This is a genomic window from Chroococcidiopsis sp. CCALA 051 (assembly GCF_003015105.1).
In the GTDB taxonomy this organism is placed as follows: domain Bacteria; phylum Cyanobacteriota; class Cyanobacteriia; order Cyanobacteriales; family Chroococcidiopsidaceae; genus Chroococcidiopsis; species Chroococcidiopsis thermalis.
Genome location: NZ_PYCI01000022.1, coordinates 46,340 through 61,941 on the forward strand (window position 1 = coordinate 46,340; position 15,602 = coordinate 61,941).

12 protein-coding genes and 1 tRNA gene are annotated in these 15,602 nt (G+C 44.2%); 7 read left to right on the forward strand and 6 right to left on the reverse strand.

From position 1 onward, the window contains the following. Positions 1-46 precede the first annotated feature (46 nt). Positions 47-577: an alpha/beta hydrolase gene (locus C7Y66_RS07680; RefSeq protein WP_106545105.1), complete on the reverse strand. Its 531-nt coding sequence runs from the start codon at positions 575-577 to the stop codon at positions 47-49. 317 nt (positions 578-894) lie between these two features. Between C7Y66_RS07680 and C7Y66_RS07685 the strand changes: the two genes are divergently transcribed. Next, positions 895-2,559: a DUF1565 domain-containing protein gene (locus tag C7Y66_RS07685; protein ID WP_106545113.1), complete on the forward strand. Its 1,665-nt coding sequence runs from the start codon at positions 895-897 to the stop codon at positions 2,557-2,559. 385 nt (positions 2,560-2,944) lie between these two features. Next, the gene (locus C7Y66_RS30945) at positions 2,945-3,109 is read left to right on the forward strand and encodes a hypothetical protein (protein WP_158265883.1); all 165 of its coding nucleotides are present in this window, start codon (positions 2,945-2,947) and stop codon (positions 3,107-3,109) included. Between the two features lie 40 nt (positions 3,110-3,149). Here C7Y66_RS30945 and C7Y66_RS07690 read toward each other — a convergent pair whose 3' ends face one another. Continuing rightward, a complete protein-coding gene (locus tag C7Y66_RS07690; RefSeq protein WP_015157054.1) occupies positions 3,150-3,428 on the reverse strand; it encodes a DUF3493 domain-containing protein in 279 nt (92 codons plus the stop codon). Positions 3,429-3,462: 34 nt separating this feature from the next. On the opposite strand from C7Y66_RS07690, the gene C7Y66_RS07695 reads away from it, so the two are divergent. The 4 genes from C7Y66_RS07695 to C7Y66_RS07710 all read left to right on the forward strand — a co-directional run bounded on the left by C7Y66_RS07695 (position 3,463) and on the right by C7Y66_RS07710 (position 6,739). Further along, positions 3,463-3,534, forward strand: a tRNA-Thr gene (locus tag C7Y66_RS07695). 722 nt (positions 3,535-4,256) lie between these two features. Continuing rightward, a complete protein-coding gene (locus C7Y66_RS07700) occupies positions 4,257-5,075 on the forward strand; it encodes a DUF1206 domain-containing protein (protein WP_015157053.1) in 819 nt (272 codons plus the stop codon). Between the two features lie 3 nt (positions 5,076-5,078). Next, positions 5,079-6,233, forward strand: coding sequence for a glycoside hydrolase family 10 protein (locus C7Y66_RS07705; protein WP_199197298.1), 1,155 nt, complete (start codon positions 5,079-5,081; stop codon positions 6,231-6,233). An 89-nt stretch (positions 6,234-6,322) separates the two neighbouring features. Continuing rightward, positions 6,323-6,739 carry a DUF2358 domain-containing protein gene (locus C7Y66_RS07710; protein ID WP_106545107.1) on the forward strand — a complete coding sequence of 139 codons (417 nt, stop codon included), beginning with the start codon at positions 6,323-6,325 and terminating at the stop codon, positions 6,737-6,739. Between the two features lie 93 nt (positions 6,740-6,832). Here C7Y66_RS07710 and C7Y66_RS07715 read toward each other — a convergent pair whose 3' ends face one another. The 4 genes from C7Y66_RS07715 to C7Y66_RS07730 all read right to left on the reverse strand — a co-directional run bounded on the left by C7Y66_RS07715 (position 6,833) and on the right by C7Y66_RS07730 (position 12,476). Further along, positions 6,833-7,723, reverse strand: coding sequence for a phytanoyl-CoA dioxygenase (locus C7Y66_RS07715; RefSeq protein WP_106545108.1), 891 nt, complete (start codon positions 7,721-7,723; stop codon positions 6,833-6,835). Between the two features lie 439 nt (positions 7,724-8,162). Then, entirely contained in the window at positions 8,163-9,245 is a 1,083-nt protein-coding gene (locus tag C7Y66_RS07720) for an ABC transporter permease (RefSeq protein WP_106545109.1), read from the reverse strand. A gap of 66 nt (positions 9,246-9,311) precedes the next feature. Beyond that, positions 9,312-10,118 (reverse strand): ABC transporter permease, encoded by an 807-nt coding sequence (locus C7Y66_RS07725; RefSeq protein ID WP_233222569.1) that lies wholly within the window; start codon positions 10,116-10,118, stop codon positions 9,312-9,314. Between the two features lie 27 nt (positions 10,119-10,145). Then, positions 10,146-12,476, reverse strand: a complete 2,331-nt coding sequence (locus C7Y66_RS07730; protein WP_106545110.1) for an EAL domain-containing protein — start codon at positions 12,474-12,476, stop codon at positions 10,146-10,148. Between the two features lie 451 nt (positions 12,477-12,927). Between C7Y66_RS07730 and C7Y66_RS07735 the strand changes: the two genes are divergently transcribed. Beyond that, a partial coding sequence (locus tag C7Y66_RS07735) for a response regulator (RefSeq protein ID WP_146149752.1) occupies positions 12,928-15,602 on the forward strand: 2,675 nt, incomplete at its 3' end.

A 15,602-nucleotide genomic window follows, 5' to 3' on the forward strand; every position in this document is an offset into this window, starting at 1 on the left:
AGGGAAAAGGCAAATTTTAGGTTGACTCTCCTTGTTTCTCACCGGACTATTTCAAAAAATTTTTCAGAGTTCCTTCTAGGCGACGCAGTTGGCTGTAAACGGCTTCCAGGCGATCGCCTTCCACTTCCACATCTGTTGTCGGGTAGTTTTGGAGAATTTCCAGTAGCGAGAGCTGGCGATCGCGAGCAGATAAGGTAATGGCAGCGCGTAGAGCTTGTCGATTTGCTTGGCGCGAAGGTGGATGAACGGTTTTACCTATTTCATCTAACAATAATTCTCCTAAAGCATTGTTGAGAAATCGATCTAACAAGATTGGATCGACCGTTACTGTATTTGTAAGAGACTGGCGAATTGTCTGGGGATCTTGTCGTGCTAATGCCAAGTTTACCCGTAGATCGGGTGACATTTCTCCAGTGCGCGCAAACTTTGTCAAATCCTCAACCGCGATCGATTCGCGAAAAACTCGGTACTTGAGTACGACTCGTTCGGCTGCAAAAACGGAGGTGCTAGAAAATACAATTGCTGCACTTACCCAGGAGGCAAAACCATAACGCAGCAACAACGAAAATAAGCGCATTCATTAAAAGTTAAGATTTAAGTTGTTTGTATTGTTTTAACTTCAACACGGTAGCACGGTTGCTTTCAGTCAAGACTCATCCTACAAGATTGTTTCTCACAACTAACCGAGTTTGGTAAAGCAGGTACTATCTACTCTGCGAAAGATTTATAGAAAATTGCGGAACATAGTAGCAGTGATATGTGTCATCAGCTCAAATCTCAGGACAAGCGAACTCGTTCCACAAAAATGTTAATAAAAGTAAAATTTTTGTGCAATTTTTGCGATCGCTTGTCTTACTAGATGCAGATCGTCAGCACATGACACATCCTACAAGTATGACACGCCAAGATTCTCCAATTTTCTCGTCTGCCAATCGCGCTTCGTCCGTCAAACCGCTTGTTTGCTCGTTATTTCCTTGGCGAACTGGACTAACCGCCTTACTGTTAGTTGCCAGTTGCACGATCCCCATCGCTACACTAGCAGATACTTCTATCGTACACGCTCAAGCGCCAACTACACCTCCAATTGCCGCTCCCACCACTGCCAAAGTTATTTACGTCAATCCCGAAGTCGGTACGGATACTCCTGGTGCTGGTACGAGCGAAGCATCTGCTTACAAAACTATTACTTTTGCCTTAACTCAAGCCGAACCTGGCACGGTCGTTCAACTTGCTGCTGGTAACTACACTAACGAAACTGGAGAAGCCTTTCCCCTCACTCTCAAATCCGGCGTGACGCTACGCGGTGATGAAGCAACTAAAGGTGAGAATATTATCATCAGTGGTGGTGGAGAGTATATCAGTCCTACCTTTGCCCGACAGAACGTCACGATTCGTGCTGAGAAAGAAACAACAATTAGTGGTGTCACCGTGACTAACACTAATACACGCGGCACGGGCTTGTGGATTGAATCAGCTAATCCTACGGTAACGAACAGTACTTTTGCCAACAGCAATCGAGACGGGATTTTTGTAACTGGAACGGCTAGCCCCAAAATAGAAGCAAACCGATTCATTAAAAATGGTGGGAACGGAATCTCTGTAGCACGGGCAGCACAGGGAGAAATTCGCAACAACGTCTTTCAAGCTACAGGTTTTGGACTCGCAATTGGTGGTACGTCATCACCCTTAGTCAGCGATAACCAAATTCAACAAAATAAAGACGGTATCTATGTTTCCGAGGCGGCTCAACCGATTTTACGCAATAACGTGATTCAAAATAACGATCGCGATGGAGTTGTCGCCACTGTCAACGCTCAACCCGATATTGGTTCCGCTGATAACGCCGGACAAAATCTGATTCGCGGTAATAAGCGCTATGACCTATACAATGCCACGCGGAGCAACGCTCTGGTTGCAATTGGTAACGATATCGATCCCAAGCGCATTTCTGGCAAAGTCACATTTACCCCTGCTCAATTTGCTCTGCGCGATATCAAAGGTTTGTGGGCGCAGCCTTATATTGAAGCCTTAGCTGCTAAAAATATTATTGCTGGTTTCCCTGATGGTACTTTTAAGCCAGACGAACCTGTCACCCGCGCCCAATTTGCCGCAATTGTCAGTAAAGCCTTTACACCCAAAGGACAACGCCCAGCCGTTAATTTTCAGGACGTTCAGCGTAAATATTGGGGCTACCAAGCGATCCAAACGGCATATCAAGGTGGTTTTGTGGCTGGATATCCTGGCAATTTATTTGAACCGGAGCAGAAAATTCCCAGAGTTCAAGCGCTGGTTTCCTTAGCAAACGGTCTGAATTTGAGTGCGGATAACTCCAGCGCGATCGCAGTTTATACTGACGCAGCTCAAATTCCCAACTACGCCACTCAACCCGTAGCCGCTGCCACTCAGAAACAATTGGTGATCAACTATCCTACACCCACTCAGTTAAATCCCAATCGCGAGGCTACCCGTGCTGAGGTTGCTGCTTTTGTCTATCAAGCACTCGTGAACGCCGGACGAGCTAAAGCGATTCCCTCACCTTACCTCGTTAGCCTACCCTAGATCGGGGAGCAGAGAGCGCGCGAGCGCACGAGCAGGGAAAGAAGAGAGCTGAGGGAGCAATTACAAGTCACAAGTCACAATGAATTCGGAATTCCGAATTCCGAATTCCGAATTTTCCCCACACCCCGATCGCTGGTAACTGACAACTGATAACTGAATTAACAACGCCAGCATTCCTGTCGAAATGCTGGCGCTATTTTGCTTCTTATATGCAGTGGGGTCTTTATATATTTATGGCTGACCCCTTTGAGTTAGCGGAGATATAGTCAGGGTCTTTATATAAGCTGACCCCGTTTGAACCTATGTATATAGTATGACAAACTCTATCTGAAGTAATGACTTTTCTAATGTTTTCTTTATTTTTTCTACGATACCGTTGAGAGTTGTGAATGAACTTGAACTTTCTTTAAGGAGCGGTCTGTTTAACAGGGCGATCGCGCCGCCGAGCTGCCAAAACGAGAATAGTATACATTTGACAAGAGATAATCCTGAGTATTTCTTCCAAATTTCTTTAGAAGGAGTGAGGGGAATTCAGATTTTTGAAGTCTAAGAGTTTCCCGTGTCCCCCAAGTCCTCCTTGTCTCTATTAACTACGACTTTGCTCGCCCCCGTTCCAGACGAAACAGGAAAATCATCAAGGCAACGATTCCTACTTGGAGAGCAAAATTGGGTAAAGCATTACTGACGTTTTGTCCCGCTGCTAGTTGAGCTAAAAAGATGACAGCGCCAATTAAACCCGATGCTCCGAAAGAAAAGTAGATAAATTTTCTCAATCCTCGATAAGGAGCGGCTGCTTCTGCTCTCAACCGAGCGTATTGTTCTGATGTCAACCGTTTGTCGCCGCGATTTTTAGGATTTTGCTCTATCATCAAAGTTTTGATAGTATAATAAAGGTTTGGCAGCGCCGATGTGGCTCAGTGGTAGAGCACTCGATTCGTAATCGAGCGGTCGCGGGTTCAAATCCCGCCATCGGCTTAAGAAAGAGAGAGTAATGAGTGGTGTAGACTTGCAAAATTGGTGTAAAAGTGGTGTAAGCCAAGTAGACCTATCGACTTTCGCAAAGGCAATGACCAGTGGGTGTGGTTATCATTAGATGTTGTAACACGAGAGATTGTGGGCTTGCACATTGGCGATCGTAGTGGCAACTGTGCAAAAGCGTTCTGGAACTCGATGCCACCGATGTACCGTCCAGTGTGCTGTGCTTTACACCGACCGTTGGAGCGCCTATCCTATTCTTTTTTCTCTAGCCTTTCCTAAATAGCACTACTACTTTAAGTTAATACTCTAAGTGGTTTGGGAGAATAGATAGCTGGATGGCATGATTGTACGTTTTTTGTGCGCATAGTACGAACGTTTTATTTACTCCGTACAGAAAATTCTACATACATTTCGTGTATATTTGTACGCTTAACGTACGTAAATTTTGTGCAAAGTCTGAAAGCCTTACGGAGTAAGATTCTTTGCCAGAATCTAGCTTATGTCCTGCTCTCTGAGCATTACACTCTATAGGGGCGCACCGATGTGCGCCTCTACGGATTTATTGCAATTAGCAGTTGGCATAATATTTGCGATCGCGCTTGTATCGATCCTAACAACTGACCAAGCAACGAGCTATCAAAATCGTAGCTAAACACTTGGATAGATGTAATTATTAATGCTTTACTGCTAAAGAACTTACATGAGTTCTACTACGTACCATGACACAACAGCTGACGAGGCAAGACCCTTCAACTTGGGTGGAGCGACTGGCGAGATTTGGTTATGCAGCTAAGGGAGTGGTTTACGGTATTGTTGGATTGTTGGCAGCACAAGCGGCTTTTGGCGCAGGTGGAAAAACAACAGATACCGAAGGTGCATTACAAACGGTATTAACTCAGCCATTCGGAAAATTTTTACTAGCCGCAATCGCTCTTGGTTTACTCGGATACGCGCTTTGGCGGTTCGTCCAGGCAATTAAAGATCCCGAACATAAAGGTACAAATGCTAAGGGAATTTTTCAGCGACTTGGTTATGCAATTAATGGTTTTATCTACGCTGGATTAGCTTTTACTGCAATTCAATTAGTTGCTGGAACTGGCGGTGGGAGTGGTGGTAATGCAACTCAAGATTGGACGGCAAGGCTACTTTCTCAACCTTTCGGACAATGGTTGGTTGGAACTGTAGGTGCATTTATTATTGGCATGGGTTTCTATCAGTTTTACCGCGCTTTTAAGGCTAAATTTCGTCAAGAAATGGATCTGCATCAATTAAGTGAAACTGAGAAAAAATGGGTACTAGGTATTAGTGGATTTGGCACGGCAGCACGGGGAGTCGTATTTTGCGCGATCGGCTTTTTTCTGATCCAAGCGGCAAGAAATAATAACCCTAACGAAGCAAGAGGACTGGGTGAGGCGCTACAGGTGCTATCCCAACAACCTTTTGGTAAGTGGATTTTAGGAATTGTAGCTTTGGGATTAATTGCTTACAGTATTTATATGGTGTTGCAAGCACGATATCGCCGATTGAAAGTAGATTAAATCGTGAGTGAAATACGAGGCATTTGGATTACCAATACCGATAGTGCAGTTCTCGACTCTCAAGCTAATATTGCCGAGGCGATGAATTTCTTGGCAGCGACGGGATTTAACGTGGTGTTTCCCGTTGTGTGGAGTAAAGGAGCTACAGTTTATCCCAGTCAAGTGATGCGATCGCAGTTTGGCTTGGCGATCGATCCGCGCTACACTGGGCGCGATCCGTTAGCCGAACTGGTAGCTGAAGCAAGACGAGTCGAACTGAAAGTTATTCCCTGGTTTGAATATGGCTTTGCTAGTTCCTACAATCAAAACGGAGGACAGTTATTAGCAAAAAAACCAGAATGGGCAGCCCGCGATTGTAACGGTAATCTACTGAAAAAGAATGGTTTTGAGTGGATGAATGCCCTCGATTCCCAAGTACAAGATTTTTTGCTGAGTTTAATTTTAGAAGTTGTCAATAATTACGATATAGATGGCATTCAAGGCGACGATCGCATTCCTGCTATGCCGTGTGAAGGCGGCTACGACGCGGGAACTGTAGCCCGCTATCGCCAAAAATTTCGCCGTCAACCGCCCTCAAACCCCCAGGATCGGCGTTGGCTACAATGGCGGGCAGATATTTTAACTAACTTTCTCGCCCGTCTGAATCGAGAAGTCAAAGCCGTTAATCCCAATTTACTCATATCAATGGCTCCTAGTATCTACGATTGGGGTTATAAAGAATATCTGCAAGATTCTCAAACTTGGCTGCAACGAGGATTAGTCGATCTACTCCATCCCCAAGCTTATCGGCGCGATTTCAATAGCTACAAACAGATTATCGCTCGCCTCGTTAGAGAACAAGTTACCCCACAACAGAGATCGCGAGTCGCCCCAGGTGTTTTACTCAATATTAGTTCCTACCGCATGACTCCTCAATATTTATCGCAGGCGATCGCCCACAATCGCTATTGCGGTATCAATGGAGAAGTCTTTTTCTTTTACGAAGGCTTGCGATCGGATAATCATGCTTTAGCTAAAGTTTTACGTAACGGTGCTTATGCGAAATCTGCTGCCTTTCCCTCTGTTGCCAACCTTGCCCAGCCCCAGCCTGAGAACGCTGATTCTTCGGTAGCTAGAGGAATTCAGAATTTATTCAAATTGTGGCAAAATCGCTTTTAAGGACAAATTCTCTGTAGGGACACACAGCTGTGCGTCCCTACTACCAACCGCGATTTCACCCAACACAAAACGGTAATAAATAGGGATAAATGGAATATCAATTACAGGTAAAACAAAATATTGCCACGCTCAAACACGATTTACCAACTCTGTTTGAACGGGATATTTCCTACGATATCTATACACAAAATATTTACTTTCAAGACCCAGTTAATAAATTTAAATATAAATTCAATTATCGAATCATCTTTTGGACGTTACGATTTCACGCCAAATTATTTTTCACAGAAATCTACTTCGACGTACACGACGTACATCAGAAAGACGAACAGACGATTCTAGCAACTTGGACTGTTCGAGGAGTCTTGCGCGTACCTTGGAAAGCTAAAGTATTTTTTAACGGCTATTCCAACTACAAATTAAATGACAATGGTTTAATTTACGAACATATCGACACCTGGGATCGCCCACCAAAAGAAATATTACAGCAGTTTTTACGACGGTAAAAAATTGGATGATGTATCATCCACACACCCTGCAAACCACTGTTGTGCGTTCAGTATAAAGAACTCTTGACAATACTAGTCCGCTATAGCTGACTAATTATCCTTCCAAAGACAATCCTGTTGATGTGTGGATAATCTCGGCATCAAGGTAAGTAAATCTTTTTGCGGTAGAGAAGACTTGCAGTAATAGGGATATTTTGGTTCTCTCGAACTGTAATCGTAAAAGAGAGCAAATCGATCGCTATTCTCCGGCACTTTGCCTCGGTGGAAAATACTGCCAGTATCCACTAAAATTACTGTACCAGCCGCACCAGTGCATGAGATCCATTCAGATTGAGGAATAATTGGTTCTACAGTCTTATCTTGTAGATAGCCGTGTTTGTATCCCAGCGAATTAGATAAAAGCGCAGTCAAAGGTTTAGAAATGTATTGAAAAGGACCGTTACCCTCGCTGACATCATTTAAATAAATGATAATTTTAAACACACAGCGATCTTCTGTATCTATGTGCCAAAGTCTTGATTTAATTTTGACATCATTTGCTAAATCTTTCCGAAAGTATACGCCGTGATACGAGATCGGTAAACCAATGTAATTCTCGGTAATATCCAGCAATCTATCTTCTAATCCCCAGAGAAAAAGCTCTGGATGTTCTATAATTTGTGCGTTGCTGGCGTGAAGGGCAAATTCTTGTTTGTTGCTGGGTAAAACGTTTCGTAAGGTTGGCAGTATTTTTTTTACAGATGCCAGAACTGAAGGTGTAGAAGAAATATTTAATGCTTCTAAGGAAGTTATAAAAATTCCTTCTTGTTTAAGTGTCTTAACAATCTGAGAGTCGTTGGGAGTAAGTACGGGTAACTTATGAGTATGCTGCTCAACTGCCTCTTTATAAGCAAGTTCTGAGGGAATTGTAAATACTGGAGTATCAAAAATCTTTCTTAAGATTTTATTACGTACTTGATGTATTCTTTTTGTTATGAGCATCTCAGTTACTTATACGCTTACTCTTGATTTAAAAGTGTTTGTTTAACAGGGCTAATCGATCATTTCTATATTATGTATAAATTCTAACATACACTCAAACTACCTCTTTGGATAGAGTGACGAGATAAAATGAGTGTAAATTTAAGTTGAAGAAACGATGAAGTGCTTGACGATCGCCGCTCTAGAATCGAGTGGAAAATGCAAGTGAGAGCGATCGATGCTTACTTTTGCTGTACTCGCTGTGAACGAGGCTTTGTGTGAATGGAAGTCATGCGCGCTTGCTAGAGGTGGATTTAGTTAAAATACTGTTTGTCATCAGCAAATTCCGCGAAATATAGCTCAATTTCACATAGATGTAATATATTGTTACGAAAAACTCGTGAATATTGGCAATACATCGCGTCATCTACTGCACCGTCAAGCGCGGCGATCGCCAATTTTACAATTCGTTAGCAGGAGAGACTGTTTGAACAATGCTTTCTCTCTGCGGTGGTTTAACTAACCAACGCTGGCTAATAGCCACGAACAACACGGTTAACCCCTGAATAGCAAAAACAATCGTTACGGGAACACCTGCGCTGCGTTGCATGACATTTGCGCCGCTACGGAGGGCGCTAAAAAATAGAGAAGTGAGAACAACTCCGAGAACGCTACCGCGACTCAAAAAAGCAATCGCGATCGCATCGAAACCGTAACCAGGTGAAACTTGCTCGAACAAACGAAATTTCAACCCCATCACCTCTGATGCACCAGCCAACCCCGCCAAACCACCCGCCAGCGCCATGACGAGCATGATGGTGCGCTGTACGGAAATGCCACCATAACGGGCTGCAACTGGATTCATCCCCACAGCAGCGGTACGATAACCGAAAGGCGATCGCTGTAACAGTACCCATAACACCCCAGCCGCTACGAGTCCGACTAAAATTCCTGCATGGGCTAAACTGCCTGGTAGAATAATCGGCAATTGGGCAGAACGGGCAATGATGGGAGAATAAGGGCTAGGTGCATTGGGAGCCATTAACGGTCCCTGAACGAGGTAACTGACTAAGTTGAAAGCAATATAATTGAGCAACAGCGTAGTAATGACTTCATTGACTCCCCGCACTGCTTTCAGATAACCAGGAATTAAACCCCAAATTCCCCCAAACAGAAAACCCGCTAGTAGTGCTAAAGGGACGTGAATTAATGCAGGTATACCTTTGATAGATAATCCTGCGATCGCGCTACCCAACGCCCCCATATAAATCTGTCCTTCGCCGCCAATATTAAATTGTCCAGCTCGTAAAGCGACTAGAACCCCTAGACTGGTTAGTAGTAGGGGAGCCATTTTTGTGAGCGTATTGCCAAAACCGAAATAAGTAGAGAGGGATTCTTGAAATAGGGCTGTATAAGCCGCGATCGGATTTGCCCCTGCAACTAACATCAATCCCGCACCTACAAGTAACGCTGAAGCGATCGCGACTACTGGAGGTAGCAAAGATGGGAAAACTGCCAATATTTGCTGAAAAATCTTCTGCAATTTTAAAATTAATCTTTATTTTAAGTTCGTGGGCTGCGTTAACAAGGTAACTTATCCTACATCTTACTAACTCGAAGCACTGGTGTAAAACCGTAAAGCAAACCGCCAAAATACAGTAGCGATCGCAAATAGAAATAGTGCTAACAGTCCTGCACCAATTACCCAGCCTATCTGAACTCTTCCTAACATTGTCTCGGCGGGAACTGTGGTGAGAAAAGCGACGGGAACGACAAAGGTAAAGAAGAAACGATAGGCAATTGGATAAGCTACCATTGGATACCGTCCTGCTTCTAATAATCCTCGTAATACCTCGGTGACGTTATAAATTTTGACAAACCAAATACTTGTCGCCCCTAGCATAAACCACAAGCTGTAGAGGCTGATAAAACCAAAGATTAATGGAATTGCACTCAGGAAGTAGTCACCAATTGTTAAACCGAGTAAACTACCAGCGTAACCGATGATGATGCTACCAAACAGAATATCGGGAACTCCCCAAGGGGAAAGGGTGTGGGTAGAAAGCCAAAATTGGCTATTAATTGGTTTTAACAGCACGAAATCCAACGTTCCCTGTTGGACGTAGGTGACAATTTTGTTGAGATTAGGCGAGAGAAACGTACTGGAAAAGCCTTGAAGTACAGTAAAAACACCCAGTACGATTAAGGCTTCTTGCCAACGCCAGCCTTCAAAAGTATAACCGGTGCGATAGAACAGGAAAAGTCCGAATAAACTGCCTGCAAGATTGCCGAGGCTGGTGAGGGTTGCTAAAACAAAATTAGCGCGGTATTCTAACTCAGCCGCGATCGCGGCACTCCACAACAGCTTAATTATATCTAAGTATCGATTCACGTTAAGGCTGTTATTGGTCGTCATTCCTAATTCTAAACGAGATATTCCTCCTTATCTGCGATCGGTTAATCCATGCCCGCCCAGATCGACTAAATCTGGTAGGCTAAATGTTTTTGTTGCGTGTTGAGAACTATTTTCCAATAAATCGACGTGACGAGTTTCCATCAAATCGATATGACGTGTTGGCATATGTTGTTTCGATCTGCGCGAAGAACGGCTACCCCTAATCTCAAAATACTGTAGAGTCTTGGCAGCTTCAGCATCCGCCGGACGCGAGAAGAAATAACCCTGTCCGTAATCGCATCTTAAGGCTTGCAATTGATACATTTGCTTTTTCGTTTCTACCCCTTCAGCAACTACATTGATACCCAAGTTCCACGCCATAGAGACGATAGTACGGATCATCTCAATTTTTTCTGGATCGCAATCAATATCGTTAACGAAAGAACGATCGATCTTCAGCGTATCTATGGGTAGGCGATGGAGATAGCTGAGGGAAGAATATCCCGTGCCAAAATCATCGATCGCCAATTGGATTCCCAAGGTCTTCAACTGCTGCAAAATAATAACCGCAGCATCAACATTATCCATTAGTACGCTTTCAGTAATTTCTAACTTCAAGCTACTGGGAGAAAGTCCAGTTTTGTGCAGAATTTGTTTAACCTCCCGCGCCAGATCGGGTTGCGTCAATTGCTTGCCAGAAAGATTGACATTCACTGTTAATCGAGAGTCAACTACAGAATGCTGTTGCCAAGTGCGTAACTGCTGACACACTTGTTCGAGTATCCACCAACCAATCGGGACGATCGACCCAGTTTCTTCGGCTACAGGAATAAATTCTACGGGTGATACCCAACCTCGTTGGGGATGCTGCCAACGAATTAATGCCTCAAATCCGGCAACTCGTCCGCTGTTGAGCGAGACAATCGGCTGGTAGACTACCATGAACTCTTTGTGTTCTAGCGCCCGCCGCAGGTCAATTTCGAGCTGCATTCTGGCGATCGCTTGGCTGTGAATGGCAGGTTCAAAGACTTCCGATCGCGCTTTACCCATAGCTTTAGCACGATACATGGTCATATCGGCATCTCGCAGCACGTCTTCCGAATGTTCGTATCCGCTATGACTTAAAGCAATCCCAATACTAGCGGTGCAAAAAACTTCATTGCCTTTGAGGTTAAATGGGGTTGACAATTCTCGATGAATTTGCTCTGCAATTTGTCGAACTCGAAGAGCGTCGCAATTTTCCAACAGGATTGTAAACTCATCTCCTCCTAACCTAGAGAGAGTGCTATTGGATGGTAAGCACGCTTTTAAGCGAGTTGCGATCTCCAAGAGGAGGCGATCGCCCATAGCATGACCTAAACTATCGTTGACCACTTTAAAGCGATCGAGATCTAAGAACAGAAGGGCAAATTGAGATTTCGGGTCTTGTTTTGTTTGGTGAATGGCTTTTTCTAATTGCTCCATGAACCAGAGACGATTTGGTAGACCTGTTAACCCATCGTGGAAAGCATCGTGCAGTAATTTCGCCTCGGCTGCCTTATTTTGAGTAATATCAGTTTGAGAACCTGCCATGCGGTAAGGTTTGCCTTCAGAGTCGCGCACGGCTAGCCCCCGACAAAGCATCCAACCGTAGCTACCATCCTGACGCAATAACCGATATTCAGTTTCAAAATGGTTGGTTAACCCCGCTAAATGGGCGCTTAATTTTCCTTGGAACTGAGCTTTATCTTCAGCATGTATGCGATCGAACCATTCTGCTAAAGTATTACCTACTTCTTTCTCCTCATAACCCAACATCGATTTCCAACGAGGAGAATAATAAATATTGTTGCTTCTGATATTCCAGTCCCACAAACCATCGTGAGCGCTCTGCGCGATTAAAGCATAACGTTCGCGGCTCTCTTGCAGTGCTTTTTGTGCTTGGTGAAGTTCGTTAATTTTTGTTTGTAATTCGCGATTCGATCGCGCCAATTGCTTGTAAAGTTGAGTTTGGTGTAAAAGTCGGCGAACTCGCTGCCGTAAAACAGCCCAGTGAATTGGTTTTGTCACAAAGTCGCTTGCACCTGCACGGAAGGCGCGATCGACTGATTCTTGGTCTTCCAGAGCCGTGATAATTAAGATAGGTGCGTGTTTGGAGCGAGAAAGAGCTTGTAGCTGACCGCAGCAAGTAAAGCCATCCATCACGGGCATGAGTGCATCGAGCAAGACCAAATCTGGATGAAATTGAGTATACGCCTCTAACGCTTGTTGTCCGTTTACCGCTTCTATTACCCTGTAGCCATCCTTCTCCATTGCTTGACGCAGTAAAATCCTCATGGTTCTATCGTCGTCCACCACGAGGATTAAGGGTGTAGTTGAAGAGACGGGGTTAGAGTTCATAGTGACGAACACCCATAAGAAGTGAGAAAGGTTAGTAGAGTTGCAGTAGAAGAGAAAGACTTTTTGCACTGCCAACTGTCTGGTGTTGCCAGCACTTTAATTGCCAGTATTGTTATTGGCAATCGCTGTGAGAGAATCAATCGTAATAGATGCAGCACTTGAACTCTGAATAGCAAACTATGAGTCACATATTCTACCGAGCCGCAAAGTCTGCTGGATCTCGTAGCTTCACTATGGACTACTATTGTCAGCTTTCACATCGAGTAAATCACGCAATTTTGTCCCACTCTCATAAATTTTTGATAAAGAAAATTTTAGGGAAATCAGAACATTCTCCCTGCTCTCTGCTCTTGCGCTCGTGCGCTCCCTCTTCACTGATAACTGATAACTGATTCCGGGAATACTAAATGCGAACGTAGCGTGAAGCATTTGTCGGATTGGAAATTAAGATATGGCTTCTAGTCGAATAGCAATTGGCAAGATAGCACGGCGAACATTATTAAAAATAACAGTGAGAGTAACTCTTGTGATTATTGCTGCTAGTGCGATCGGTTATCTTCATGTTTTATCGAATTTAGAATCTCATGTGCGAGAAGATCTCAAACAATATGTAATTGAACGAGGTCGGCAAGAGAGCGATTTTTTGGCTCTAACAGCAACTCAGGACGAGCGACGCTTAGCCTCAACCGATCGTGACATGCTGCTCGACGATCTAGTTAAGAGAACGACAAACGAGTGGTTGCCAGGATCTTACAGTATGATTTTTCACTCCGACGGTCGCCTAATTGCTCATCCAAATTTGATGTCACAAATTCAAGCTAGTCAGGGTAAATTTTATCTCGATCGAGCGGCTGATTTGCATTTGCAAACTATTTTTAAGTTAGTTAAGCATATTCAACCTGGAGAAATAGTCATAGATAACACCAAGAATAACGAGTATCTTGCTGTTACTAGCATTCCTACTCTGAATTGGTATTTCGTAGTTGTCCTTCCCAAGTCATTCTTGTTCCAGCAAGCATGGTCTAACGCTAAATTTATCCCGATCTTAGGGCTATTATCGCTATTAACAGAAGTTGCCTTAATATTTGTCACTTTACGCCAGCAAATTGCTAAACCTTTAAGGAGATTGCTGACAGCCACAGAGCTGATTGCGGCGGGAAACTTAGATGTCCAACTAGATGCCGACAGAAAAGATGAATTGGGCTATCTGGCGACATCATTTAACAAGATGGCAAATGCGATCGCGCATCGGGATACCCAGTTAGCAGAGCAAAATACGAAGCTAGAACGAGAAGTAGCCGCGAGAACGGCAGCTTTACAGGCAGCCTTAGAGCAAGCAGAAGCCGCTAGTATGCAACTTGTGGAATCGAAAACAGCATTGGAAGTGTTGCAGTTGGAAACGCAGATGGCTCGTACCACAGCTGAGGCTGCCAATCAAGCTAAAAGTGCGTTTCTCGCCAACATGAGTCATGAAATCCGTACTCCCATGAATGGAGTGATTGGCATGACAGGTTTGCTACTCAACACATCCCTAACTCCTCAGCAGCGAGATTTCGTAGACACGATCCGCAGAAGCGGCGATGCTTTACTGACAATCATCAACGACATTCTGGACTTTTCCAAAATTGAATCGGACAAGTTGGATTTGGAAGAACAACCCTTCGATTTGCGAGTTTGCATTGAAAATTCTCTCGATGTGCTAGCTCCTCAAGCTACGGAAAAAAATCTGGAGCTGGCTTACCTACTCGATCCACAAACACCAGATACGATTGTGGGAGACGTGACGCGGCTATGTCAAATTCTAGTCAACCTGTTGAGCAATGCAGTGAAGTTTACGGAGCATGGAGAAGTTGTAGTTTCAGTCACGACTAAAGAGGTGAATAGTAGCGAGTACCTAGAGGGGAGAAAAAAAGAGCAACTACCGCAGACTGCCGATTATCTCATGCCGACATTCTATGAAATTCAATTTGCCATTAAAGACACTGGGATTGGAATTCCTAGCGATCGCATGGATCGGTTATTTAAGTCCTTCAGTCAAGTCGATACTTCGACTACTCGTCAATATGGCGGGACGGGGTTGGGTTTAGCAATTTCTCAGCGTTTAAGTGTGATGATGGGCGGGAGAATGTGGGTAGAGAGCCAAGTCGATGTTGGTTCTACCTTCTACTTTACGATTACCGTAGCAGCACCCAATATCGTGCAAAATGAGAGTTCCTGTATTTTGCCGCAATTGCACGGTAAGCGTTTGTTAATTGTGGACGATAGTGCTACCAATCGTAAAATTCTGATGCTGCAAGCTCAATCTTGGGGAATGCTTCCCCGTGCGGCTACTTCTGGTGCAGAGGCATTGGAATGGTTGCAACGTGGCGATCCTTTCGATCTAGCAGTTTTAGATATGCAAATGCCGCAGATGGACGGTTTGAGCCTAGCTACAACCATCCACCAACAACCTAACTATCGCAAGCTACCTTTGCTCCTGTTGACTTCTATGGGTAAGCCAGAAGTCGCCAGTCAAAGTACAGCAGTCAAGTTATCTGCCTGTCTGACAAAGCCTGTCAAACAATCTCAGCTCTATAACGTCTTGCTGCAAATTTTGAGCGAACAATCGCAGCCATCCCAAGTTGCACCATTTTTGCCTAAATCCTCAATTCTTAGCACTCAGATGGCGCAAACTCATCCTTTAAATATTTTATTAGCTGAAGATAATACGGTAAATCAGAAGGTAGCGTTGTTAATGTTGCAGCAAATGGGATATCGGGCAGATGTTGCTAACAATGGACTGGAAGTTCTAGCCGCGCTGCAACGTCAGCCATACGATGTCGTGTTAATGGACGTACAGATGCCAGAAATGGATGGATTGGAGGCAGCAAGACAAATCTGCCAGCGGTGGTTCCCTCCGCATAAACCGCGAATTGTAGCCATGACTGCAAATGCCATGCAGGGCGATCGCGAAGCCTGTCTCTATGCTGGTATGGACGATTACCTGACTAAACCTGTGAAGATCGAGCATTTGGCTCAGGCTTTGAGTCAGTGTCATCCCGTAGGAGATGAGAGCAGGGATAAGAGAGCTGAGGGAGCAAATCAAAATTCAAAATTCAAAATTCAAAATTCAAAATTAATTCCGTC